Below are 24,502 nucleotides of genomic sequence, written 5' to 3'. Positions count from 1 at the left end.
ATTTATTACTCTGTTAGAAATTAATATCCAGTCCGAAAGAGAAAGATTTCATGATCGGGTATTTAGCTCCGTTTGCCGTGTCCAACTCCGGGTCCCAAAGATCGAAGGAGGAGAAAGTGAAGAGGTTGGAACCTTTGGCATAGAGGCGGATATTGGCAAGGCCGACCGAATTAATCCAGTGTTTGGGAAATGTGTAACCGATTTCTATATCTTTCATCCGGAGCATGCTCATGTTACGCAACCACCAGGTCGAATTTTGGCTGTTGTTGGCGTTTGTTCCGTAACTTAAACGCGGGTAGAAGGCATCCTGTTTCGGGTTTTCCTGGGTCCAACGATCGTTGTAGTTGGTCAGGATGTTACCCATAGATCCCTGGGAAGCTCCTGGTAAGAAATTGGAAACAACTCCTCCGATAAAACGATAAGTCCGCCCGTTCCCCTGAAAGAAGATATTGAAGTCTACATTTTTATAACGAGCTGTTGCTCCGAAGCCATAGACAATTTCTGGATTGACGGTTCCGCCCATTGCCTTCTCATCCTTATTAGTGATAACGCCATCACCGTCGATGTCCATATATTTAATATCTCCCGGACGGATAGCGCTGAAAGTTTGTGCTGGTATATCTTCTTTTAAAACCAGGTCACCCTTTTCATTTGTAGTGAAATCATCTTCTGTGAATAATCTTTCGGCAACGAGGCCAAATAATTCATTGACAGCTCTTCCGGTACGTTGACGATTTGTTCCGATAACTCCCATCGCTTCATCCATTTCAATAATTTCGTTGTGTGCATAAGTGAAAGTTCCGCGAAAACCCACGTGCAGGTCTTTATTGAACTGTTTATTGTAAGTTAATGAAAGATCTATACCAGTGTTGTTCACTTTACCGTAGTTAGCCCATGGTGTTTTACGGAAACCTGCAGATGTCGGGATATTATTACGTTGCATGAAAATATCACGGCGCTGTTCCTTGAACCAGTCTACCTGTAATTCCAAAGCGTTCCAAAGACCTAATTCTATACCGACATTTAGTTTTTCTACGGTTTCCCATTTCAAATCTGTCACACCAAATTCTCCCTCAAAGCGGGAGGAACGGTTATAATCGTTGTTTACACCCCATTTATACGATCCGTCCGTGTCTATTGTTGGTAGGAAAGCGAAGCGGCGTCCGTCCAATTGGTCGTTACCGGTCAACCCCCATGATGCGCGGAATTTGATTTTAGAGAAAGTCTCTTTGAATTGTTCCATGAATTTTTCTTCCGAAAGCATATAGCCGACAGCGACAGAAGGGAAGAATCCGTAACGATGTCCTTTTGTGAAATTCTCCGAACCATTATAACCGAAATTGAATTCGGCGATGTAACGGTTGTCAAAAGTATAGGAGGCACGTCCTGCTATACCCATGCGGCGGAACGGAACAATATTGCCATCCTGATAATCCCGTTGATTATAGAGGAACATGGCACTGACTGCGTGTTTCTTATTGAATGTGCGGTCGTAAGCTATATTCCCTTCTAGATAAGTGGCTTTATTTCCCCATGCAGATTCGCTTTTTGTATCCAAAAATTCTTGTCCGTCCGTACTGACAGTCAGGATCAGTTCTCCTGTTTCCGGATCTCTGCCTGTTGCCGGATTATAGTAAGTCGGAGTTTTGGAGCGTTTCACCCATGAACTGGAGTAACGGTCGAAAGAAAAGAGTCCTTTTATTTTCAAACCGGGAGTAATAAATTTCAGGTCCTGTTCGATAGAAAATAAGGATTCTACTTTTGAGTTGGTTGTTGTCTGATAACCATGCTGTGTGGCTTCCGCCCAGGGGTTATGGCGCTCTGTTACACGGACATCGCGTCCACCGGAATACTGGATCGGATGGTAGAAAGGAGGTGTATCAAATGCATAATTCCAAATGTCCTGTCCACTGACTGCCATTCCGTTTTGTTCCTGTAAATATCCCCCTATACTTATGCCGACAACGGTTGTTTTCGTGACGTTAATATCAACATTTGAACGGATATTGTATTTGTTCAGGCGGGTCGACGAATCCCAGTCTTTACTTTTATCGGTGACAAAAATACCACGTTCCCCATAGTAGGACGCAACTAATGCATAGCGAAGAATATCGCTACCACCTGTAATAGTCAGATCACCTCGTGTATTGGATGCCATGTCTTTTGAAACGGCATCCAACCAGTTTACATTAGGATAAAGCTCCGGATCGACATTATTACGGTAGTTGTTGATTTTTTCTTCTCCGTAAAGAGGATTAGGATTCCCTGCGTCTATATATAGTTCATCCATTAATGAAAGATAATCAGCCGATCCGATATATTCCGGGAGCTGGGTAGGTTGTGTGAAACCCTGTTCGAAGTGAAAATTTACTTTGGGTTTGCCCAGTTGCCCTCTTTTGGTCTTTACGATGATAACTCCATTTGCTCCTCGTACACCATAGACAGCACTGGCAGCAGCATCTTTCAATACAGAGAATGATTCGATTTCTGCAGCGGAAAGATCATCGAGCGTACGTTCTATACCATCTACCAAAACCAATGGTTTGATACCTGTCCCTTTGAATGAAGATATACCGCGAATCCAGAAGTCGGAACCGTCAGAACCAGGTTCGCCACTACGTTGAACGGCGATCACTCCGGCCAGTTGTCCTGCCAGATTATTGGAAACGGCGCGGGTTGTTCCTTGTTGCAATTGAGCAGGTTCGATGGTCGTGATAGAGCCTACTACGGATACTTTTTTCTGGGAACCGTAACCAACTACTACTACTTCATCCAGGTTGTTCGATTCTTCAGACATATTTACGTTTATATTGATCTGGTCTCCGACTTTAATTTCTTGTGATTCGAAACCGATATAGCTGAAAACAAGTACCGTGTTTTTATGAGGAACTTCAATGAAGTAATTACCGTTAATATCGGTAGTTGTACCCTTTGTTGTACCTTTAATAATAACATTGACACCTGGTAATGGAACTTGCTGTGCATCTCTGATTGTTCCGTTGATAGAGATACTTTTTTGCTGTTGTTCTGTTTCTCCTTTTCGCATAATCATTACCTGTCTGTCATTGAGAACGTAGGTAAGACCGGTGTTTTTCAGAATTTCAGATAAAATTTGATCTATCGTTTGAGATTGGATGTTAATACTTACATTTTTACGTAGTTCTAGACGAACTAATTCAATAGATGCATATTGGTGTTAAATGAATTTAACATATAAAATGGGGCCAAATTGGGGAAATTAATGTCTTGTTTAAAATGAAAATGCAAAATGAATAAAATACAACATATAAAAACTGTTGACCAGTTAATACATGACGATTCCTTTATTCTCTGGTGTCTGTTTCCTACGGAAGAGTCGGAACAGGTGTGGATTGATGATTATCTGACACTGTATCCGGAAGAGAAAGAAAATATAGAGAAGGCCAGGCAAATGGTTCGTTCGTTGAAATTGAATAATAGGAAACTGTCGCCAATTGAAAAAGAATCTCTTAAAGAAAATATTATAAATGATTTAAGAAAATTCAGAAAACCAAAGCGAATGCGTCTGACATGGCAATATGCAGCAGCTTGTATTCTTATTATATGTACATTGGGTTCATTATTTTTGATTACTAAAGAAAATTTATTTCAGGAAAGAGATATTCTGTCTTTGGTGGATGATGTCCAGTTAGATGTTAATCAGACAGAAGTAGAACTTCATTTGGCACAGGAAAAAATGAAGGTTTCTGATAATGCGACAATTTTAGTCGATCAACAAGGGAAAATCAAGGTGACGGATAAAGACTTTAATAATCTAGAGGCTACAGAGAGGAAGTGTATTGGTGAAGCAAAGGAAAAAGGTAATCATATGAATGTGTTAAGCGTACCGAAAGGACGTCATTCTTCATTGATTTTGCCTGATGGTACGAAAGTATGGGTAAATTCAGGCACAGTGCTTCAATTCCCTGAAATATTTGAAAAAGAAAAAAGAATGATTTATGTGGAAGGGGAAGTTTATCTTGAAGTGACCAAAGATGCATCGCGTCCATTTTATGTTAAAACGAACCAGATGGAAATCAGAGTTTTAGGAACATCTTTTGGCTTAGTTGCATATAAGGATGAAAATTTCCAATCTGTTGTACTGAAAGAAGGAAGTGTTGCGGTTGAAGGATATAAAAGCGGAAAACAAATTATCAAACCTAATGATCTCTTAGTCTTGGAAAATGGGCAGATGTCTGTTAGCCAGGTGAATGTATACGATTATATCTCATGGATAGATGGTATTCTCCAGTTCCGGGAGAAAAATTTAGGTGAGGTACTACGCAGTATCTCGCGTTATTACCGTGTTCAATTTAGCTATCCACCGGATATAGAACAAGTGAAATGCTCTGGTAAGCTGGTGTTGTTTGATAATATGGACCAAGTTCTTCAAACACTCCAGAAAACGTTATCAGTTTCATTTCATCGTAAGGGGAATTTGATTGAAGTAAATAGTATCAATAATAAAAAATGAATGCCTATGAATAGATAAAACATGCCGTAACCTAGTATTGTATAAAACAATAGACCATTGTGTTGTTAACAAGTAAAATATTAATATCAAGGAAAACTTATTATATTATTATGGAATATCTAAAAATTAAAAGAAAAATACACGCGGTTTGTGTAGTGTTGTGTTTGCTTTTTACAGTAAATTCATCTCTTTTGGCTGAATTGTCCTATGCACAATCTACACGTTTGTCACTCGATTTATCAAATGTGGCTATCAGTGATGTTTTTGCGTCTGTAGAAAAAAATAGTGAGTATGTATTTTTTTATTCTGACTTAGTTCGTCTAGAACTAAGTTAATTTTTCAAATTGACAATAAAGAGCCTTATGTCTTGAAAAATAAAGCTCCTGTTTGGTGTACCGTTTTTCCCTATTTTATTGTATTCATGCTGTTTCCCAATAAAAATATTAGTTAATAATTCGTTCTGTGAGATGAAAAGATTTGTGTTATATAACTGAATTTTTATTTAAATCCTTTCAACGGCCTCGGCTGTGAAATCCTTAAACTACTGATTATTGCGGCTACCACGGCAAATCCTGTTGCCAGATACAAACATGCTTGCGTGCTGTTGTTCGGAACCAGATTGAATATCATAGCGACTAATGTTGCTCCTAATGTCTGTCCTAATAAACGGGCTGTTCCCAGCATACCGCTTGCGCCTCCGCTTCGGTTGGAAGGGGCAGAGGAGATGATCGTGCTGTTATTGGGTGTCTGGAATAAACCGAATCCGGCTCCGCAGATAAACAGGCGCCATATAATATCCGTATTTGTCGGGTTGTCGGGTAAAACGGCCAGAAGGAAAAGACCGGCAGCAAATATCGTCATACCGATACCTCCCAGTATACCGGCATGAATCCGTTCGACTAATCGTCCGGCAAGCGGGGCCATGATCATCGTAGCCAACGGCCAGGGAGTAAGAAGCAGGCCGGTCGTTACGTCGCTTCGTCCCAATGCTCCCTGAAGGAAAAAGGGGAGGGAGATCATTGCCAGCATTTGTCCGGTGAAAGAACATATCGACGTGCCGATCGACATGGAGAAGATCGGGATGCGCATCAGGTCGACCGGAAGTAACGGAAACTGTTGGCGCAGCTGGCGGCGTACAAAGAAATAACCGATCATAAACAATACGGCTATACCTGCTATGATCAAAGTTGTATTCTCCTTATGGGCAATACCCTCCAGCGAGAAAATCAGTAATCCGAATGTAAGAGCGTTCATCAGGCAACTGAGCTTGTCGAAACGGCGGCCGGTGACTTTAACCGGATTGGCTGGCAAATGCATCAAGCCGATCACCAAGGCTGCAATGCCGATCGGGATATTGATGGCAAACAGCCAGTGCCACGAACCTAAAGACAGGATGACGGATGCAATGGTCGGTCCGGCGGCAATCGAGACGGCGACGACCAGGGCATTGATCCCCATGCCGCGGCCCAGGAAACGTTTGGGATAAATGATTCGGAGCAATGCCGTGTTAACACTTGTGATGGCGGCAGCTCCGAATCCTTGTAAGATACGTGCGGTTGTCAACATCCAGAACGAATCGGCAAGGGCGCAGATGGCTGACGTGATGCTGAACAGTAAAATTCCTGATAAGTAAATCCTCCGGTAACCGTAAATGTCTCCCAATGAAGCGAAGGAAAGCAGCGAAATGGTGATTGCCAGCTGGTAAGCGTTGACAACCCAGATCGTGACAGACGGTGAAGTGCCCAGGTCGCGGGCTATTGTCGGTAAAGCGACATTTGCAATTGTTCCGTCTATGACGGACATTCCGACACCTAAAGCTGTGGCCAGTATAGCCCAGTAACGTTTAGGTAACGGTAGTCCGTCGTTCTCATTTACAGTTATGGCGCGATTTTGTAATATCATTTATATCCTGTTTACTTAATAACTTGTCTTACGGCTTCCAGCATAGGTTCGACGGTCAGCGGACTTCCTGTAGCCAGTATCATCCATTGGTTAGGGGTTAGACGTCCCTGGCGGAAAATACGTTCTACTTCGTTTGCGAAGTCCTTGCCTTCCAGATACTGGTCAAGCTGGAATTCTATGATTTGTCCGAAAGCATAAGCCGACAAATATAATGGATAGCTGATCATGTGCGAATAAACAGCCAGTACCGTCTCGTCCTTTACTCCGAAAACAGGCGCATAATATTTGTTCCATATCTCTTTCGATAATGCGATCGTTGCTTCTTTCAGCTGTTCGGCCGTTGCATCCGGATGGGCATACATCCATTTCCATACGGAAATATCCAGCATGGAAACACCGCAAATTTCATACATGCTCCATACTTTATCCAATATTTCCATCGCCTGTTTTTCCGGATTCGGATCGGTGATACCCAATATTTCGAGATCACGTTTCTGGAAAACGAAAGCCAGCGCTTCAGTAAATGCAGTGTTGGGTACGCCGCTCAACATATAATAGTCTACATCATAAAGCGATAAAGTCTGCTCTACATTGTGGCCGAATTCATGGATGGCAATATTGTATCCTTTGTAATTCATTCCTGCTGCCGGAATACGTGTGCGGAGACGTGACTGCTGTCCTTTCATGGATGCTCCCCAGGCATGCCCTGAACCACGGGCGGCATCGACTGTGATCTTGTCGGCCAGATAGTTGGCCCGTTCGGCACTGAATCCCAACTTCATAAGAATGTCCGGTAACTTCTTGTCCAAAGCTGCCGCATCCGGGTAAAGGGCTTGCGTTTGTGCATCCAGCTTGGTCTCGTCGAGATTACTGCGGGCTTTGAAACCGTCGTACCAGATATCGTAGGCTTCCAGTTTGCGTCCCAGACGTTTGGAGATCATTTTGCCGACTTCTTTCAATTCGGGAGCGGACAGAAATTCGTCGAACAGTTTTTCAACATCCTGCAAGGCGACTTCCATATCGTCGTTGAATTTACGGTCGATATAGGTATTACCTGTGTATTTGTCAATGCCTTGCATGGCCTTAAAATTGTTCAGCATCTTCTGATAACGGACAGTCGATTCGGGAGTCGTTTTTACTTCCTTGTTGTCCTGTTGTACCATGTTTGTATATGGGTTCCATTCATACGTCCCTGAGTTGATTACTTCGACAGGAATATCCTGTGAAATGATCCGTTTCATCACTTCGTAAACGGTGCGTTGCTTGTCGAGCCCCTCTTTCCCCTTGTTGTAGTTTGCCTTGATTTCATCACGCAGGTTCCAGTGTGACAGCAGGATCATGTCTTTAGGGAACAGGTGCTGGCCTTTTTTGTTCATTACATGGCCCATGTAAATGTTATACTGGGAGATATAAATGTCGGCATCGCTTTCTGCATTGGAAGCGGCCTGCAACAATGCGGCAGGGATCCGTTCCGTGAACATGTCGCCCAGACGTGCATAGGCCCAGGCTTTGCGGTCGGTGCCCAATGCTTCTTTTTCTTCCAGGGTAAGGTGGGGGAAGTTTAGCGCGATGATAAAAGCTATTTTATTATTGTATAAGTCATCGCTCAAATGGCTCGAAGGACTGTATGAACCGAACTTCTCATCGATGGGGTGCAACGGACCGTTATCCAGCTGCAAATTTTTCTGTAAGTGCAGCGACATCTCATTGAAATGACCGCTGATACCTTCGAGATAGTCGCTGATCTTGAGGAATACCTGATACTTTTCATCCGGATCGGCAATATAATTGTCTTCACAAAAAGAGCGGAAGGCTTTTTCGTCGCCGTCTGTTTCCAGCCAAAGACGTGCAACCTGGCTGACTCCTTTTTCTATACTCTGTTTGTTACTGTTGTTCCTGGAGGTTAACGTACTGATGGTCGATTGTATGACGGACGGATCGATGGATGCTTGTCCGTTCAGATACGCTAATGAGCAAATAAGCATAATACAAATGCGTTTAGTTAGATTTTTCATAAGACTTATGTTGTTAAGTTCAAGATCTTTTGCTGTGTAAATAAAAGCGTGAAGCAAATGTAGGGATAATAATTGTATCTTTGTATGTTTTTTAAAAAGAGTAAAACAAGAGATATGAAAAAAGTGTGGGGATTAATGGCTGCTATATGCATCCTGCTGTCCGTATCCGGCCAGGCTTACGGACAATCGTTGAAAGACTTATTGAATTCATCTACAGTAAAGGATGCGGTTACTTCTGTAACTGGCGGAAAGAAACTGACAGTAGAGAACTTGCTAGGAACGTGGACGTATACCAATCCTGCCGTTCAGCTGGAAGGCGATAATGCGTTGAAGAATGTAGCCGGGAGTGTAGCTGCTGGTGAATTGGAGAAAAAGCTGAAAACGTATTGTGCCAAGGTCGGTATTGTGGAAGGTATGTTCAACTATGTGTTCAATAGTGACAGTACGTTTACCAATGCATTAAAGAAAAAGACATTGAAAGGTACTTTCTCTGTTAATCCGGATGAAAAAACGGTTGAACTGAAATATGCATTGGGCGGAAAACTGAAAGTGACAACTTTAACAGCCCACGTCGTGATTTCCGGAGATGAGTTGTCTTTGCTGTTCAATGCGGATAAGTTACTGGATTTTCTGACCAAATTATCATCGATATCTGACAATTCCACGTTGAAACTGGTCAATAAACTGGCCAGCGAGTATGACGGGATGATGCTGGGATTTGAATTGAAGAAATAGAAGAAAGTAGTATATTTTAAAGTGGGTGGTCTTTTCGGACTACCCATTTTTATTTCAGTCCCGGCAATATTTTGTAGAGTGTTTTTCTGGTCATGATCTTCTGGTTCAGAAAACTTACAATATAGCCTGTTATGCAGGCGGCAATGAGCGAACCTTCGCGTATCCCTTCAATGCCTTGGGTGAACATGAGGGAGATGAGTATGGCTAAAGTGACCAGGGTAACATCGAAATATACCTTGAACTTTTCGAATTCTTTGTTATAACATCGGGATGCATATTTTACAAATGCTTCTGCACTCATCATGGCTACCTTCGGTTTGATCTCAAGTACTACGCCGATGGATTGTATGAGGCATCCTGTGAGCAGTAAGGCCATCGACATGCCGTAACCGGACGGGTGCAGATTGCTTGTTAAAGCCATGTTGAAATCAATGAAAGCGGAGAATATGCAGGAAAAAGGTATCTGAAGAAGTATTTCTATCGTGTCCTGACGACTTCTGTCTTTCCGGATCAACCAGAACTGTCCCAGGATCAGCAGTACGTTTACAATGAATGTCCATGTTCCTAATGATAAAGGAGTATTAAGGCTTAACACGTAATTTACACTGGAGATAGGAGTGGTTCCTAATGCAGAGCGAACGATCAATACAATGCCTACTGCTAAAAAATATAATCCTAAAATAAATACCGAATACTTTTTTAATAGTTCTTTTATATCCATATCAAATCTCTATTTGTCTGATCTCTTTCTTTTTAGTTGCCATGAAAAAGATATGCAAATATCCGGTTTTTCTGCCAGAAAAGAATGATTCTGACGGATAAATTAGTATAAAAGGGATAATTAAGGGTCCTAAATTCGTTTAAAACGAGCCCTAATTCCGTTTAAAACGAATAAAATCTCGTTTAAAACGGGTATAGACTTCGTTTAAAACGAGAAAAATCTCATTTAAAACGAAGTTGGAGGGACCTTAATGTAATGTAGTAACCTAATTTTGGTTGTCTGTTTTTTGTCTTACTCCTGAAGTGGGTTGACTGGATTTAACATTTAAAACTATATCGGGTTGACCATTTTTTCTTTTATCTCTAAAAGCGGTTTACCCGTTTTTCTTATCCCTAAATAGGGTTGATATATTATCTTTTATAATAATATTTTTGAACAAGAAAGACCTTGTTTTTAGATCAGGCCTTTTCTTGTCCGGTGCTCCCTGGGGAGCTTCTTTTTTTCCTGTGGAACAAATATAGCAAATTCAGACGATACATTCCTCCCTATAACTGTCTTTATAACTTTTCCAACGTTTTTTTATCTGCCCTGTCATTTGTCTTGCCTGGACAGGTGTCATCATATCCAGGCTCCGGTGTGGCCTCTTATTGTTGTAAAATTCTATAGCTTGACTTACTGTATTGCGAACTTGCCTTATACCGGCAAAGTGATGGTGGTTAAGAAACTCCGTTTTAAGTATTCCGTTAATACGTTCGGCCACGGCATTGTCTTTTGGATCTCCACTTTGGGTCATACTGATCTGTATTTTCAATCCCTTAAGGTAAGCAGTGTATAGCAGGCTTGCATATTGGCAACCACGGTCGGAGTGGTGAATCAACTTTATATTAGTTCCCTCCAAGCGTTTACATGCCATTTTTAATGCTTCCAGCGTATAGATAGCTTCTAAAGTGGGACCTACAAACCAGCCCACCACTTCATGGGTGTATGCATCCGTAATGATGGAAAGGTAACAAAAGCCTTCATCTGTACGCACATAAGTTATATCACTCACCCACACCTGATTGGGGCGGGTAACAAGTAGAGTACGAACCAAATCGGGGTAGACTGGCAGGTCATGGTTGGAATTGGTAGTCCGTGGACCTTTGCGGTGTTTGCGAAGCATCAGTCTATATTCTTTCAAAACAGCAAGGAAAGCATCACGGCCTAAACTATAGTCTGTGCCGAAGTAGTCTTTATACATTAGCCAAAGCTTCTCTCCACCGATGCCGGGATCAAGATCACGCACGGTATGAACATATTCCACAAGGAACCGCTCATGGGCCAGACGGGCAAAAATATTGTCAACGTGTTTATAATAGGCTTGTTTACTTACACCAAACAGTCTGCAGAGGCCGGTGACTGAATGTCCTCCGGGCTCTGCAGTAAGCCGTTTTACCGTTTGGTGCCAGCTTTTTTTCGGATATCGATATTAAACTGTTCTTCAGCAACATCGACCATCGTTTCATAAAAGTCGGCACGCATTTTCTCCTTTTTCAATTCCAGCTCTTTCTGGTGGAGCTGGCGTTTGAGTTCTCGAATTTCTTCGGACTCACTGCGTTCTTTTTCTTTGCCCATTTCTTTGGAACTTAAATGTCCTTCAGGAGCAAAGGTAAGAAGCCAATAATTAAAAGTGCCACGATCCAGAGACTTTTTCTTACAGAAATCATGAAAACTCAAATTGCCAGAGAAATACTCCTCAATAACAGCGAATTTAAAAGCGGTGTCGTAAACTTTACGACCTTTAAAGGTGCGAGTACCTATAATCAATTAACTTTCATTAAGTCAACTTTTTCTAGGGTAAGACATAATTCGATTATTTTTTATATTCATCGACGAGTGCCAGTAATATATTACCATAGTTTTCAATTACCTTCTTTCCAATGCCGGGGATAGCCAGTAACTCTTTGGAATTGGCTGGTAATGTATTGACAATACCAAGTAGTGCTTTCTGTTGAAGGATCGTATAAGGAGGCAATCCTTTTTCTGTTGCCAGCTCATAGCGCCACCGCTTAATGCTGTTATAGAGTTCGGGATGGAGAACGTCGCTCGAAACAGTCACTTTGGCCGGCTGTGAAGAACGTTCGGAACGTTTTTTAGCGGATGCGGGCGGTTCGATGGACGCTTTTGCTTTGGCGGATAGATAGCGGACGACAGAAAAACCGTCTACGCATGCTTTCAGCGTCTCCTGCTTTAAATGAAGTTCTTCCGTAAATTTGCTGATCGCATTGTTCACCGCTTTCCGGCTTTCCTTGTTATCTATTTCGACTGCGGAATTTTCCTCAAGAGATGTACACAGGCTGTCGATACGCTCGATAAAATAGGCTACTCCTTTCCTCACACGTTCCTGGATGGCTTCGTCCTGTTGGTAATCGGGGTTTCCGGAGATCATGCGCGTCAGTTGCTGTTGGAAGCGTCCGCCTACTTCTGTTATTACGGAACGGAAGGCATCACGGGTGTTGGCATATTGCGTGTTGAGTTCCGGATATAATTTCTGTAAATGGGTATATACCGTATAAGCGGCATATTGCAGGCGTTGCTGGATGGAGGCGAAATTGAAAAGTTCGATAACCAGTTCCAGGTAATATTGCTGTTGCGCCTGTTCCAACTGTTCTTTCCCCGGTTGTTTGTCGGTGACGGAACTGGTAAATTCCTGTATCCTCATATCCTTGATCATCGCGTTGCGGGTGATCGGACTGCTTAAAACCAATCCCTCCAGGGTTTTGCAGCGACTGAGTGCCACATAGACCTGGCCGTGTGAAAAGGCTGCCGAGGCATCGATGATGGCATGTTCGAAAGTCAGGCCCTGGCTTTTATGGATCGTGATTGCCCAGGCTGTTTTCAACGGATACTGGCTGAAAGTTCCGGCAACCGTCTCTGTTATTTCTTTGGTGTCCGGATTGATCGTATATTTGACATTCGTCCAGGTTTCTCTTTCTACCTGTATTTCATTGCCGTCTTCTCCGACAACCGTTATTTTGTTCGGGTTGATAAAAACGATTTTACCGATTTTACCGTTGTAGTACCGGTGTTCGCCGGAAGAGTCGTTCTTGACGAACATAACCTGGGCTCCGTTTTTCAGTTCCAGTTGATTATCGGTTGGATAAGAGTATTCAGGGAAGTCGTTGTTTATTTCGGCATTGAAAGTATATGACTTACCGGGCAATTCGGCTAACTTCCGGTTGTTGAGTTGCTGTGCCTGATAATTATGTGTTGTAAGTGTGATATACCCTTGTTGGTCGTCAGGGGCGAAATCGGGTATATATCGCTGGTTGAGACTGTTTAATGTTTCTTCATCGAATCTGTTTTCCCTGATATTATTCAGCAGGGAGATGAATGTACTGTCATTCTGGCGATACACCTTGGTGAGTTCGATGCAGTAGTAATTGCTTTCCGAAAGCGCTTTACTGTCGAAGAAAAAGGTGGACGGATAATGTTCTTTCAATAAGTTCCATTCGTCATCTTTGGCAACAGGTGCCAGCTGTTGCAAGTCACCGATCAGTAATAGTTGTACGCCGCCGAAAGGTTTTGTCCGGTCTTTATAGCGGCAAAGTACGTCGCTGATCGCATCCAGCAGGTCAGCTCGTACCATACTGACTTCATCTATCACCAGTAAATCCATGCTTCGGATGATATTAATCTTATCCCGGCTGAATTTATTCGTGAAATTTTTTGCCTGGTCTGCCTCCCTGCTTGCCGAGGGGAGATAAGGACCAAACGGTAACTGGAAGAATGAATGGATTGTAACACCTCCTGCGTTGATGGCGGCTACACCTGTGGGAGCAACAACGATCATTCGTTTGGGGGAAACTTCTTTAAGTCTTTTCAGAAACGTTGTTTTTCCTGTTCCGGCTTTACCTGTCAGAAAAAGGTGAGTACCTGTGTTCTGTAAGAAGTTGAAGGCAAGGTCAAATTGTTGGTTCATTTGCATTATCATAGATTTATTGTTTATGGTATCTGCAAATATATAATAAAAAAACGTGAAAAATGCGCTTATAAGCTAAAAATCAAGCTGACAAGCGCATTTTTTTATTGTGCCTTTTTTATCAGACAATCAGGTTTGCGATCAGCTGGATAAACAGGATCAGGAAAACCATGGCAATCGGATAAACAGTAGCATATGCAATGCTCGGTGCGGAACTGTCTGTCATAGAGTCGGCTGCGGCAAGTCCGGGCGTACTGGTCATACCTCCGGCGATGGTGCCGATCAGGTCAAGGATATTGATTTTAAAGACCCAGTAACCGAATCCTAAAGCGATAAGCATCGGGACCATCGTGATTGCCATGCCGACACCGAACAGCGTCCATCCGCTTTCCTGAAAAGTGGATACCAGGTTAACGCCGGCTGATGTCCCGACTTCCGCCAGGAATAATAACAACCCTAACTGACGCAGTAACTGGTTGGCTGAACCTGACATGGACCATACGATCGGGCCCGTTTTTCCGATTGCGCTTAAAACAAGTGCCACCATCAGGATACCTCCCGTCAGTCCCGGAGAGAACGAGAATGAATCGGAGAACGACAGATTCAGTTTTCCGAATAGTACGCCCAGTACGATACCGGCGGCAATCGGGAAGAAATCGGTATCCGACAGTTTCTTCTCATCATTTCCGAGTAGCTGTCCAAGTTCTTTTAAGTCCTCTTTTTCTCCGGCGATCATCAGTTTGTCACCGAATTTTAGTGCCAGATCCGGTTCGGGAGGAAGGTCGATACCGCTTCGGCGGACGCGGGTTACTGTGCAGTTGAAAGTTCCTTGCAGGTTTAAATATCCTAACGTCTTATTTATTACGTTTTTATTAGTAATAAGCATAGACTGAAGTTCTTGTGTGCTGTTGAAAGGGAGATCCCCTTTGATGCGTTCGCCTACCAATATTTCCAGTTGTTCCAGTGATTTGTCATTACCGACGGCTTTGATCAAATCTCCTTCTTCCAGAACACTTTGTGCTGTGGGAATAGATGTTTTTTCGTTATGCTTGATACGGGAGACGACAGCTCCTGTCATACTACGCAATTGTAGTTGTGCCAGTGTCTTGCCGCAAATATTACTGTTAATAATACGGAAAGCAGCTGTATGCAATGGGGGATATTTACCTTTTCTTTTTGCTTCCAAGGCCTGTGCTTCTGCATTCAGGTCTATACGAAGTATTTTGGGTAACAACTTGACAAACAGGATCACACCGATCACACCGAATGGATAAGCAATACCGTAGGCGATGGAAGCGGAGGAAGACTGGGTCGTGTCGATTGCAACCGCCAAACCCGGTGTACTGGTCAGTGCCCCGGCTATCAGTCCGACTATGCTTGGCGTATCGATTCCCAATGCATATTTGAATACCAAACCTGTTAGGCAGGCGGAGCCGATGATTAGTAATGTCAGTATAATCAGTGTTTTCCCTTTCGACCGGAAAGAATCGAAAAATCCCGGACCGGCCTGTATACCGATGGTAAAGATGAATAACACTAAACCGAAGTTACCCAGTTCCTTAGGTATGATCACTCCGAAATGACCGAACAAAAGTGCAATGAAAATGACGGCTGAAACGTCAAGAGAAAGACCTTTAATCTGTATTCTGCCCAAGATGAATCCTAATGCAACGATCAGGAAAAGAGCAAAATAGGAAGACTGAAGCAGTGTTGCAAACATGTCAAATAGTTTTATTGTGAAGATTTGAGAGCGCAAAAGTACACTTTTTTGGGTGTATGGGCAATCTCCTGGCGAGATTTCTGTTACCTTTGCAGCGAATTATTAAGAAGATTATCCCGCACGTGAATCGATACTTTATTTATTTAGGTTATAACGGTAAGAATTTCAGTGGTTGGCAGGTACAACCCAATGGTGTGACTGTACAACAATGCCTGGAAGAGGCTTTAGCTACATTGTTGCGCCAGCCGGTTCCGGTTGTCGGTGCAGGGCGTACGGATGCAGGTGTTCATGCCCGGCTGATGGTTGCCCATTTTGATTGGGGCGAACCGGTTGCCGACCTGCCTTTCCTGGCGGAGAAGCTGAACCGTTTACTTCCGAAAGATATTGCCGTTTACCGGATCGTACCGGTCAGGCCGGAAGCGCATGCCCGTTTTGACGCCACTTCTCGTACCTATAAATATTATGTAACTACTCGGAAGGATCCGTTCAATTATGATCTGGTTTACAGAATGAGCGGTCAGCTGGACTTTGAAGCGATGAATGAGGCATGTAAGGTTTTGTTTGATTATATCGACTTCACCAGTTTCAGCAAATTGCATACGGATGTAAAGACGAATAACTGCCGTATTTATAAGGCGGGATGGGAACAGGAAGGCGATGTTTGGGTATTTACAGTTCAGGCGGACCGTTTCCTGCGTAACATGGTGAGGGCGATCGTCGGTACCTTATTGGAGGTGGGACGCGGAAAGTTGACGATAGAGGGTTTTCGTAAAGTAATAGAGGCCAAAGACAGATGTAAGGCCGGAACTTCTGTTCCGGGGCATGCACTTTTTCTTGTGGATGTAACATATCCTGAAAATATTTTTAATATTTAATCATCATGTGGTTAGCGCTAGCATTTGCCTCAGCATTTCTGTTGGGGTGTTATGAAGTAAATAAAAAGATTTCCCTGAACGGGAATGCCGTAATTCCGGTATTGTTTCTGAATACGTTGATAAGCAGCCTTATCTTCGTTCCGTTTATATTTTTATCGTTCTGTACGAATGTGCTGGACGATACTATGTTTTATGTTCCCCGTGTCTCTTTTGAGGCGCATGTGGCTGTATTTATCAAAGCGGTGATCGTGTTGTCTTCCTGGATATCCGGTTATTTTGCATTGAAGCATCTGCCGCTTACTATCACGGGACCGATCAAGGCTACACAACCGGTTCTTACTTTGGTCGGAGCGATGGTTATTTTTGGGGAACGTCTGAATTTGTATCAGTGGATCGGGGTTTTGCTTTCCATCGCTTCATTTTATATGCTTTCCTCTTCGGGAAAGAAAGAAGGGATAAACTTTACCCATAACAAATGGATATTCTTCACGATTATTTCCATAATAACCGGTGCGATGAGCGGCTTGTACGATAAGCATCTGATGGGAAGTATGGATGTGATGACGGTGCAGGTCTGGTTCAATGTCTATCAGTGTCTGATCATGTTGCCGATCTTGTTGTTGCTATGGTATCCGCAGCGTAAGAAGAGTACGCCTTTTGTGTGGCACTGGAATATCGTATTTATCTCCGTATTCCTGATCATTGCCGACTGGATTTATTTTTATGCCTTGAGTTTCCCGGATTCAATGATCTCGATCGTATCCATGGTACGCCGTAGCAATGTGCTGGTTACTTTTGTAGCCGGAGCGATCTTCTTCCATGAAAAAAACTTAAAGAGCAAGGCTGTGGACTTATTCCTTGTGTTGTTAGGAATGATATTCCTATATTTGGGGACGAAATAGACAATAGAATATGAAACGACTTATTTTTTCTATATTGATTTGTGTTTTTGCATGGGGTGTGAAAGCCCAGGAAATAGATGCATTATTTGTTTCAATGCCAGATAAGAATATTCCTCAACTGGAAGATGCCTGGCGTAAGGACCTGGTCGATCTGTACAAATCGGGTAAAGAGGCCCGTTTGAAGAATACGATGAATGGCTTTTCTACATTGAAGAATCTTACTTCCGATTATCTGCTGTTACAGGTGACCGACAGAAGCACTATAGAAATGAAATTGCTCCCGTTGGTAAATAATACGAATGTGATCTGTCTGGTGAAAACGGTAAATGGTCCGGTACCTGACAGCCGGATTGAGTTTTTTACAACGGAATGGGAACCTTTGGCTGCTTCCGACCTGTTCACTCCTGTCGAGGCGGATTGGTTTATCAAAGAAGATGCAGATAAAAACAGTACGGCTTTTCTGGATGCAGCTTCCCGGTTGGATATGGATTTGATACAGTACAGTTTGAGTCCTGAAAATCTGACATTAACGGCAACATACACAACTCCTCAGTATCTGAGCCAGGAAGACCGTAAGATAGTAACTCCCTTTATAAAAGAAGCTCCGAAAGTGTATACCTGGGAGAAATATCATTTTAAATAGGACAAATAAAAAGAGATCAGCCAAGGTTGGATAAAGCTAAACCTTGGCTGATTTTTTGTTTCACTGTGTGATGATTTATTCTATGAGCTGTCCTTCCGAATCGAATGTAAGTTTTACCTCATTATTATCCAGTTTCAGTTCAAATACGTAAAACATACCGGCTGGTTTTTCTATTGCATCTACTTCCTGTACTTTGTATTGGTTATAGGCGGAACTGGCAAGTTCGTCCGTCACAACGACCGGGACATCTTCAAGACGGGTATCCCATTGGGTGCTGATCCATTCGTTCTTTTCATTGAATGATACTTCTTTATGGATGCCTTTATCTTTTATATCGATTTCCGTGCCGTTCTTTTCTTTATCGAGTTTCAGGATGGTTGCCTGCGGATATTTGGTCGAGATAAAGTTCCGGAAAACCTGAGGGACTTCGACAGTCTGGTTTACTTTCTTTTGATGGTTATTACAACCGGCAAGCAGCGAAATGCAGCATACGAGAATGGCTAAAACAGATAGTTTTTCTTTCATGACGTTTAATTTTAATTGTTTATAAAAGAAAACACGAATACAATGGAGGTCCAGCCATCGTATCCGTGTAGTTTATTCTCGTAAGAAACAAATTCGCTCTATGCAAAGTTCGTTTTTACAGAGTTAATCTTTTTGGATATTCTTAATATTGCCTTCGGAATCGAATGTTACTTCAACATCATTATCTCCTTGTTCCAGGTCGAATACATAGAAAGTACCTTCCGGTTTTTCAATAAGATCGATATCATCAATTGTATAATTCTTGTATTCGGAAGCCTGTAAAGCATTCATGACGATTGCCGGAACCTGATCTTTTGTAATATCCCATTCTGTAGAAATCCATTGGTTTTCAGTATTGAAATAAACATCCTTGTAAATATTATTATGGAGGATATCCACTTCAAAACCATTCTTTTCCTGGTCGAACTCCAGAATGGTTGCACCTGCATACATTTTGTTGATTGAGTCTGTAATCGCCTGGGGGATAATAACAGGTTGGAAGTTGTTGTGATCGTCATCGGAGTCATTGACTACTTTTATGAGCACTCCGTCTTCCGTATAATACAGGTCGACTTCTTTTTCGCCCTGTTCCGCTTCAATGACATATACTGTGGCGGCATTTGAACGTTCGAGTTTGTCGTAGTCGGTATATTTCCAGTCTTGATATTCATTTTCTCTCAAACTTTTACGAATGGCTTCAGGGAGCAAACCGAAATTGATTTCCGTCTTTGTCATTACCCAGTTGCCTTTATTGTCAAACCAGGCTTCGGCATCATTTCCGCTTAGATGGAAATCGGCTACCTCATAACCACTTTTTGTTTCCCATTCTACTTTACCGACACCCGGGTATTTTTCATCGAATGCTTTAGTGACGGTTTGGTCGGGCTGATAGTTGTCATCATTATCACAACTTGTAAATGCAAACAGACCGCACAATGCTAATGCTAAGATAGATAGTTTTACTTTCATACTTATTTTCTTTTTGTTGTTTTGTTAATCGAATTTCTTAAAGTTACCGTTACGGTCGAATTTGAGTTCAAGGTCATTGTTTAACTTGACTTCATATTCGCGTGTATCTTTGTCGACAGAGATTACCTTGCTATCGGCAAAATTCTTCCTTATATAATCAGCTATTCTGGCAGGCAGGATTTCTAAAGGGATAGAGGCATGGCGCGCTTCGATCTCTTTCCATTCGCCGGACTTGTCAAATTCCACATTAATTCCGTTGGTAAGGATCACGTCATATCCTTTTGTTCCCAACAGATTGCTTTCTATTTTTATATGCGAGATATCTGTCTGTCCGAAATGGTCTGACAGGAAGTTGCGACATACAGAAGGCAATACCGATTTGTCTCTTGTAATCTTCTCGTTGTCTGCGAAAATGGCCATTGTCGATAATAACAGGCTGACCAGAATTAATCCGAACTTTTTCATGACTTTCTTCTTTTAATTTATACTGCAAAGAAAAGGTGACATTTGGGAAAGATTTGGGAAAAATGATTATTTGAATGTTAAAATGAACTGATGCAGCCCATTATATTCATATTTTATATTTATCCCGTAAATGGAAACAATCGATTTAACGATCGCTAATCCTAGTCCGGTTGAATCTTTCTTATGTGTCTGTTTTTCAAAACGGTTGAACAAAGTCGCTTCATTCAGTTTCGGGCTGTCACAACTGTTGGTGACAGTCAATGTACGGCTGGTTACTGTAATGGAGATTGTTCCGTTTTCTATATTATGTATAAACGCATTCTTTAATAAATTACTGACCAGGGTGGCAGCCAGCGATTCGTTCATCGTATATGTTAATAAACCGGTTTCCGTATAGGATACCTGTATATTTTTGTATTCATACATCTCTTTAAAATCCGGCAGGAGTCTGTCGATCAGCTTATTGAACTCTATCCCGGAGGTGTCGGGAAACTGTTTGTTGTCGATACGCGAAAGAAGCAACAAGGATTTGTTCATCTTTATAATCCCACGGAGCGTATGATTGATTCCGGCTATTTCGGAAAGCTGTTCTTCCGTACAATCCGGGTTTTCGCTGAGAAGTTCCAGTTTGTTCATGCAGATAGCCAGCGGTGTTTGCAGTTCGTGGGAAGCATTTTCGACGAACTGTTTCTGTTGGTTATACATGGCTGTATTTCGTTCCATGGCTGTTTGTATGGCCGTATTCAGGATTTTGAATTCTTCCACTTTGGTTTCATTTACTAGCGGAGCCGGTTGTTTTCCGGGGCGGTATTCTTTCAGCCATTTGACCAGCGTGTAAAGAGGGCGGAAGCTGGATTTGAATACAAAGTGCGATACCAGCAGGATAGAACAGAGCAGGCTGACATATAATATAATGATACTCCAGAAGATTGCTTCGGCCATATCTTCTTTCTCGAGGGTTGAAGTTTCGATGGTCAACTCGTAATATTTCCGGTCGGAAGTCATGAACCAGGTACGTAATACGCGGACCGGTTCGTACTCCATTTCGATTTCGATATAGGTGGTGGAGTCGAAAAATTCGTCTTTATCCAGTTCAGCTTCCGACTCCGGGACTTCACGAATATAATATTTGGTCATGATGTCGACATGGTCACGCAGTAATGTGCTGTCAGCAAGGACACTCTTGATAATGATTTCCTTATAATTCTCCAGGCTGTCGTTGGTCTCGTCGTCTATCTCGTGCATGATGACGAAATAGAAACAACAGGCCCAAGCCGTCAGGATAATCAGTAACGGAATCGACAGGTTGCGGAATGTATAGTGGATCAGTTTCATCGTGTTATTCTTCGTTTACCATTTTATAGCCAAAACCGTAGACTGCTTTGATTTCGGCTGTCGCTCCGGCAGACTTCAGTTTCTTGCGCAGGTTTTTTACCTGGCTGTAAATAAAGTCGAAGCTGTCTGCCTGGTCGATATAATCTCCCCAGATAGATTCAGCCAGTGCCCCTTTGCTGATCAGGCGGTCGGGGTTGGTTACAAAATAGTAAAGCAGGTCGAACTCTTTGCGGTTCAACACCAGTTCTTCTTCATTAATATATACGGCATGGCGGTCCGGGTAGACAGTAATGTTTGCCAGGTTGATATGCATTTCGCCATCCTGTTGTTTCCGGCGGATGATGCATTTGATACGGGCATTCAGCTCGGCCAGGTGGAAAGGCTTGGTCAGATAGTCGTCGGCACCGAGGTCAAGACCGGTCACTTTATCTTCGATCGAGTCTTTGGCGGAGACGATGATAACACTATCTTTTTTCCGCATCTTCTTCAATTCTTCCAGCAGGTGGAGGCCGCTACCGCCCGGCAACATGATATCCAGCACGATACAATCGTAATCATAATCGTTGATCTTCAGCAAAGCATCCTGATAGTTAGCTGCACTTTCTACGACATAGCGCTCCTTTTCCAGCGAACGGATCATTACTTCACGCAAAGAATCTTCATCTTCTACAATCAGAATTTTCATGGGCTATCTTATTTATTTACAAAGTTATGCAATAATTCTGGCAAAAAACTGGAATTTTCGTGTTATGTTTTCCTTCCTTTGTCGTCATACTAACAGAATGGAACTTGAAACGTTTAAAATAACCGTCTTACCACTCCGGGATAAGCTGATCAACTTTTCCCTGAGACTGATGCAGGAAAAGGCCGATGCCGAGGATATCGTGCAGGAGGCTTTTTTGAAGCTGTGGTATATCCGTGAGAAGCTGGACGGCTACAATAGCGTGGAAGCACTGGCGATGCAGGTTACCAAGAATCTGGCTCTGGATAAACTGCGTGCCCGCCGGCCGGAAGGTCCCGATATAGAGACGCTGTCGCTGGATTCGGGATACCGTTCGCCGGCCGAACAGTTGGAGCAACAGGATGCCGCCGCCCGTATCCGGCAACTGATCAGCCAACTGCCTGCTGTACAGCAAACCATTATCCGGATGAAAGATGTGGAAGGCTATGAGATTGCGGAGATAGCCGAGATAACCGGTTCTCAGGTCGAAGCTATCCGTTCCAACCTCTCGAGAGCCAGAAAGAAGATACGGGAACAGTTTTTATTATTAAACAAACAGGAGCAATTATGAATATAGATGAATTATTGAATCGGTATTTTGAAGGAGAAACTTCGGCGGAAGAAGAGCAGAAGCTCCGTCGTTTCTTCGCTTCAGACAATGTTCCGGAAAATCTGTCTGCCTACAAGCCTTTGTTTGCTTATTTCGATGAGGAGATTGCGGCTGAAAGGGATATGGCAGAAGAGATATGGTCGGAGATCGCTCCCGAAGCACTTCCGGAAAAGCGTTTCCGGTTGAATCGCAAATCGGTGGTTTATGTCCTGTCGGCGGTTGCTGCTTGTGTGCTGGTGTTCTTGGGAATCAGTCAGTTGCTTTATCCGGCCGATCCCTGTTTCTGTTCAGATAATTATGTAATGATAAACGGACGGTGCTATACCGATATTCATAAAGTTCGCTCTTCGGCTTTTGAAGCGTTGCATGAGGTGGCCACTCCTGCGGACGAATATTTCCCCGAAGAAGATAAAGATGAGGCTGACCGCCGGATCATAGATAATCAATTAAAGGAACTCGGTTCCATTTTTAGTGATGACGAATAAAAAACTTGTTGCGATGAAACAGATTAAATACACATTATTAGTATGGTTGGCAGCCCTTATGCTGTTTCCTGCCGGAGTAGGGGCAACAGATGCTGAGGTCTTGCAGAAAGACCTGAAGATACAGGATGTTTTCCAGCGTTACGGCCGTAAAAAGAATGTAACGATGGTGGAACTTTCCAACGAAATGCTCGAGACATACGGCATGACACGTTATAAGAGCATTACGATCAAGAATGATCCGGAAGCCTTGCGTTTCACCCGTCAGTGTCTGGAGGCAGACCAGAAAGGTGCCCGTAAGATTAAGGAAGTGACCGACGATGGCGGTGTGATTTCCGCTTATTACCAGTTGCCGGGTAAGGAGGTTGATATAAACCGTTTTGTCCTTTTCAAAGTCAATGCAAAAGGCGTGATAACCCTGGTCTATATCGAAGGAGATCTGGATAGTGACGACTTGATTACTATCCTGTTCACTAAAAAAGATTTATAAACGAATAAAACTATATGAAGATGAAAAGATTAATACTGATTATGGCAGCCTGTCTCCCCGTGATGGGTTTGCTGGCAGCAGAAGTAGAACCGATGCCGGCCGATACGGTTATCACATTGGAAAAGAAACGTATAGAAGTAAAAGATAACGGCGACCGGATGAAGGTGCGGGTATATGAGCTGGATGAAAATGGTGAAGCGGTTGATGATGAAATGGTTTTTGAAGGGCACTACCGTGACGGGCAAAGTTACGAACGCCGCAAACATATCAAGACGTTGAATATACCTGTTCCCACCTGGGACAGGGACTTTTCCGCCCACTGGGCCGGCTTCGGTATGGGCTTCAATAGTTTCGATGGAGACGATGTTTCGTTGCGCAAAGGGAAATCGCTGGAATATAATCTGAATTTTATGGAGTTCAGCTTTCCGTTCTCCCGGTATAACTGGGCACTGGTGACCGGTGCCGGTCTGCGCTGGAATCGTTACCGTATAGATGAAAACGCTCATTTCCAGGAGGTAGACGGTGTTACTCAGCTGGTTCCTGCTCCCGAAGGTGTTGTTTATAAAAAGAGTAAACTGAATATGACTAGCCTTACCATCCCTGTATTACTCGAATGGCAGACACCGAAGAAAAGACATAAACCCCGTTTCTTCATTTCCGGCGGTGTCGTTGGAGTGATCAAGACAACCTCTTCTTCCAAAGTCGTTTACGATGATGAGCGCGGAAAGACCCGGAAGCAGAAAATGGATGGTGGCATGAACCTTCGTCCTGTTACGATGGACCTTCTTTTTCAAGCGGGTGTCGGCTGCATAGGGGCTTACTTCAAGTATTCGCCTATTGAAATGTTTGAGAGTAAAAAAGGACCGGCCCTTCATCCGGTTTCTTTCGGGTTGCAGTTGCATTTATAGAACGTAATGAGTTAATGTGGCAATCTTTAAA

Annotated in this window: 22 protein-coding genes; 9 read left to right on the top strand and 13 right to left on the bottom strand. The window is 42.9% G+C overall.

Annotation, left to right across the window (positions count from 1 at the left end; genetic code table 11):
* Positions 1–13: 13 nt before the first annotated feature.
* Complete coding sequence (locus K6V26_RS15415) at positions 14–3,181, bottom strand: TonB-dependent receptor (protein WP_224265847.1); 3,168 nt, start codon at positions 3,179–3,181, stop codon at positions 14–16.
* 87 nt (positions 3,182–3,268) lie between these two features.
* On the opposite strand from K6V26_RS15415, the gene K6V26_RS15410 reads away from it, so the two are divergent.
* Positions 3,269–4,492 carry a FecR family protein gene (locus K6V26_RS15410; RefSeq protein ID WP_224265787.1) on the top strand — a complete coding sequence of 408 codons (1,224 nt, stop codon included), beginning with the start codon at positions 3,269–3,271 and terminating at the stop codon, positions 4,490–4,492.
* A 498-nt stretch (positions 4,493–4,990) separates the two neighbouring features.
* Here K6V26_RS15410 and K6V26_RS15405 read toward each other — a convergent pair whose 3' ends face one another.
* Both K6V26_RS15405 and K6V26_RS15400 read right to left on the bottom strand, forming a co-directional pair.
* The gene (locus tag K6V26_RS15405) at positions 4,991–6,394 is read right to left on the bottom strand and encodes an MFS transporter (protein WP_224265786.1); all 1,404 of its coding nucleotides are present in this window, start codon (positions 6,392–6,394) and stop codon (positions 4,991–4,993) included.
* An 11-nt stretch (positions 6,395–6,405) separates the two neighbouring features.
* Positions 6,406–8,379 (bottom strand): hypothetical protein, encoded by a 1,974-nt coding sequence (locus K6V26_RS15400; RefSeq protein WP_082150374.1) that lies wholly within the window; start codon positions 8,377–8,379, stop codon positions 6,406–6,408.
* 144 nt (positions 8,380–8,523) lie between these two features.
* Here K6V26_RS15400 and K6V26_RS15395 point away from each other — a divergent pair, with 144 nt between their 5' ends.
* Positions 8,524–9,144 carry a DUF4923 family protein gene (locus K6V26_RS15395; protein ID WP_048314921.1) on the top strand — a complete coding sequence of 207 codons (621 nt, stop codon included), beginning with the start codon at positions 8,524–8,526 and terminating at the stop codon, positions 9,142–9,144.
* A 49-nt stretch (positions 9,145–9,193) separates the two neighbouring features.
* Here the strand turns inward: K6V26_RS15395 and K6V26_RS15390 are convergent, their stop codons facing one another.
* The 5 genes from K6V26_RS15390 to K6V26_RS15370 form a co-directional block, all read right to left on the bottom strand.
* Positions 9,194–9,865 (bottom strand): YczE/YyaS/YitT family protein, encoded by a 672-nt coding sequence (locus tag K6V26_RS15390; RefSeq protein WP_224265784.1) that lies wholly within the window; start codon positions 9,863–9,865, stop codon positions 9,194–9,196.
* Positions 9,866–10,391: 526 nt separating this feature from the next.
* On the bottom strand, positions 10,392–11,246 hold the full coding sequence (locus tag K6V26_RS15385) for an IS3 family transposase (protein WP_224265846.1): 855 nt from the start codon (positions 11,244–11,246) through the stop codon (positions 10,392–10,394).
* Between the two features lie 50 nt (positions 11,247–11,296).
* Positions 11,297–11,671, bottom strand: a complete 375-nt coding sequence (locus K6V26_RS15380; RefSeq protein WP_224265783.1) for a transposase — start codon at positions 11,669–11,671, stop codon at positions 11,297–11,299.
* A 46-nt stretch (positions 11,672–11,717) separates the two neighbouring features.
* Positions 11,718–13,832 (bottom strand): HRDC domain-containing protein, encoded by a 2,115-nt coding sequence (locus K6V26_RS15375; RefSeq protein ID WP_224265845.1) that lies wholly within the window; start codon positions 13,830–13,832, stop codon positions 11,718–11,720.
* Positions 13,833–13,947: 115 nt separating this feature from the next.
* Positions 13,948–15,546, bottom strand: a complete 1,599-nt coding sequence (locus tag K6V26_RS15370; RefSeq protein ID WP_224265782.1) for an aspartate:alanine exchanger family transporter — start codon at positions 15,544–15,546, stop codon at positions 13,948–13,950.
* Positions 15,547–15,668: 122 nt separating this feature from the next.
* Here K6V26_RS15370 and truA point away from each other — a divergent pair, with 122 nt between their 5' ends.
* From truA to K6V26_RS15355, 3 genes are read left to right on the top strand one after another with little or no spacing between them, the layout of a single operon-like run.
* Positions 15,669–16,421 (top strand): tRNA pseudouridine(38-40) synthase TruA, encoded by a 753-nt coding sequence (gene truA / locus K6V26_RS15365; RefSeq protein WP_224265781.1) that lies wholly within the window; start codon positions 15,669–15,671, stop codon positions 16,419–16,421.
* 5 nt (positions 16,422–16,426) lie between these two features.
* Positions 16,427–17,323 (top strand): DMT family transporter, encoded by an 897-nt coding sequence (locus tag K6V26_RS15360; RefSeq protein ID WP_046145102.1) that lies wholly within the window; start codon positions 16,427–16,429, stop codon positions 17,321–17,323.
* A gap of 10 nt (positions 17,324–17,333) precedes the next feature.
* The gene (locus tag K6V26_RS15355; protein WP_010802389.1) at positions 17,334–17,966 is read left to right on the top strand and encodes a DUF3256 family protein; all 633 of its coding nucleotides are present in this window, start codon (positions 17,334–17,336) and stop codon (positions 17,964–17,966) included.
* 75 nt (positions 17,967–18,041) lie between these two features.
* On the opposite strand, the gene K6V26_RS15350 is transcribed toward K6V26_RS15355, so the two are convergent.
* The 5 genes from K6V26_RS15350 to K6V26_RS15330 all read right to left on the bottom strand — a co-directional run bounded on the left by K6V26_RS15350 (position 18,042) and on the right by K6V26_RS15330 (position 21,945).
* The gene (locus tag K6V26_RS15350; protein WP_224265780.1) at positions 18,042–18,491 is read right to left on the bottom strand and encodes a PepSY-like domain-containing protein; all 450 of its coding nucleotides are present in this window, start codon (positions 18,489–18,491) and stop codon (positions 18,042–18,044) included.
* A 123-nt stretch (positions 18,492–18,614) separates the two neighbouring features.
* Positions 18,615–19,460, bottom strand: coding sequence for a PepSY-like domain-containing protein (locus K6V26_RS15345; RefSeq protein WP_224265779.1), 846 nt, complete (start codon positions 19,458–19,460; stop codon positions 18,615–18,617).
* A 24-nt stretch (positions 19,461–19,484) separates the two neighbouring features.
* Positions 19,485–19,925, bottom strand: a complete 441-nt coding sequence (locus K6V26_RS15340; RefSeq protein ID WP_007659072.1) for a PepSY-like domain-containing protein — start codon at positions 19,923–19,925, stop codon at positions 19,485–19,487.
* Between the two features lie 66 nt (positions 19,926–19,991).
* The gene (locus tag K6V26_RS15335) at positions 19,992–21,260 is read right to left on the bottom strand and encodes a sensor histidine kinase (protein WP_224265778.1); all 1,269 of its coding nucleotides are present in this window, start codon (positions 21,258–21,260) and stop codon (positions 19,992–19,994) included.
* Positions 21,261–21,264: 4 nt separating this feature from the next.
* The gene (locus K6V26_RS15330) at positions 21,265–21,945 is read right to left on the bottom strand and encodes a response regulator transcription factor (RefSeq protein ID WP_128133543.1); all 681 of its coding nucleotides are present in this window, start codon (positions 21,943–21,945) and stop codon (positions 21,265–21,267) included.
* A 97-nt stretch (positions 21,946–22,042) separates the two neighbouring features.
* Between K6V26_RS15330 and K6V26_RS15325 the strand changes: the two genes are divergently transcribed.
* From K6V26_RS15325 to K6V26_RS15310, 4 genes are read left to right on the top strand one after another with little or no spacing between them, the layout of a single operon-like run.
* Entirely contained in the window at positions 22,043–22,552 is a 510-nt protein-coding gene (locus K6V26_RS15325) for an RNA polymerase sigma factor (protein WP_007659067.1), read from the top strand.
* On the top strand, positions 22,549–23,076 hold the full coding sequence (locus tag K6V26_RS15320) for a hypothetical protein (protein ID WP_224265777.1): 528 nt from the start codon (positions 22,549–22,551) through the stop codon (positions 23,074–23,076). The genes K6V26_RS15325 and K6V26_RS15320 overlap by 4 nt, the downstream gene beginning before the upstream one ends.
* Positions 23,077–23,089: 13 nt before the next feature.
* Positions 23,090–23,563 carry a DUF4252 domain-containing protein gene (locus K6V26_RS15315; RefSeq protein WP_224265776.1) on the top strand — a complete coding sequence of 158 codons (474 nt, stop codon included), beginning with the start codon at positions 23,090–23,092 and terminating at the stop codon, positions 23,561–23,563.
* A 20-nt stretch (positions 23,564–23,583) separates the two neighbouring features.
* Positions 23,584–24,471, top strand: a complete 888-nt coding sequence (locus tag K6V26_RS15310; RefSeq protein ID WP_224265775.1) for an outer membrane beta-barrel protein — start codon at positions 23,584–23,586, stop codon at positions 24,469–24,471.
* Positions 24,472–24,502 lie beyond the last annotated feature (31 nt).

This window comes from Parabacteroides goldsteinii (assembly GCF_020091425.1).
Classification (GTDB): domain Bacteria; phylum Bacteroidota; class Bacteroidia; order Bacteroidales; family Tannerellaceae; genus Parabacteroides; species Parabacteroides goldsteinii.
Note: the sequence above shows the minus strand (reverse complement) of the source record. Positions and strands in the feature narration are given on the sequence as shown.

Coding starts and splice junctions, on each gene's coding strand:
- K6V26_RS15410 (WP_224265787.1), top strand. CDS start 3,269: ATGAATAAAATACAACATATAAAAACTGTTGACCAGTTAATACATGAC.
- K6V26_RS15405 (WP_224265786.1), bottom strand. CDS start 6,394: ATGATATTACAAAATCGCGCCATAACTGTAAATGAGAACGACGGACTA.
- K6V26_RS15400 (WP_082150374.1), bottom strand. CDS start 8,379: ATGCTTATTTGCTCATTAGCGTATCTGAACGGACAAGCATCCATCGAT.
- K6V26_RS15395 (WP_048314921.1), top strand. CDS start 8,524: ATGAAAAAAGTGTGGGGATTAATGGCTGCTATATGCATCCTGCTGTCC.
- K6V26_RS15390 (WP_224265784.1), bottom strand. CDS start 9,865: ATGGATATAAAAGAACTATTAAAAAAGTATTCGGTATTTATTTTAGGA.
- K6V26_RS15375 (WP_224265845.1), bottom strand. CDS start 13,832: ATGCAAATGAACCAACAATTTGACCTTGCCTTCAACTTCTTACAGAAC.
- K6V26_RS15370 (WP_224265782.1), bottom strand. CDS start 15,546: ATGTTTGCAACACTGCTTCAGTCTTCCTATTTTGCTCTTTTCCTGATC.
- K6V26_RS15360 (WP_046145102.1), top strand. CDS start 16,427: ATGTGGTTAGCGCTAGCATTTGCCTCAGCATTTCTGTTGGGGTGTTAT.
- K6V26_RS15355 (WP_010802389.1), top strand. CDS start 17,334: ATGAAACGACTTATTTTTTCTATATTGATTTGTGTTTTTGCATGGGGT.
- K6V26_RS15350 (WP_224265780.1), bottom strand. CDS start 18,491: ATGAAAGAAAAACTATCTGTTTTAGCCATTCTCGTATGCTGCATTTCG.
- K6V26_RS15345 (WP_224265779.1), bottom strand. CDS start 19,460: ATGAAAGTAAAACTATCTATCTTAGCATTAGCATTGTGCGGTCTGTTT.
- K6V26_RS15340 (WP_007659072.1), bottom strand. CDS start 19,925: ATGAAAAAGTTCGGATTAATTCTGGTCAGCCTGTTATTATCGACAATG.
- K6V26_RS15335 (WP_224265778.1), bottom strand. CDS start 21,260: ATGAAACTGATCCACTATACATTCCGCAACCTGTCGATTCCGTTACTG.
- K6V26_RS15330 (WP_128133543.1), bottom strand. CDS start 21,945: ATGAAAATTCTGATTGTAGAAGATGAAGATTCTTTGCGTGAAGTAATG.
- K6V26_RS15325 (WP_007659067.1), top strand. CDS start 22,043: ATGGAACTTGAAACGTTTAAAATAACCGTCTTACCACTCCGGGATAAG.
- K6V26_RS15320 (WP_224265777.1), top strand. CDS start 22,549: ATGAATATAGATGAATTATTGAATCGGTATTTTGAAGGAGAAACTTCG.
- K6V26_RS15315 (WP_224265776.1), top strand. CDS start 23,090: ATGAAACAGATTAAATACACATTATTAGTATGGTTGGCAGCCCTTATG.
- K6V26_RS15310 (WP_224265775.1), top strand. CDS start 23,584: ATGAAAAGATTAATACTGATTATGGCAGCCTGTCTCCCCGTGATGGGT.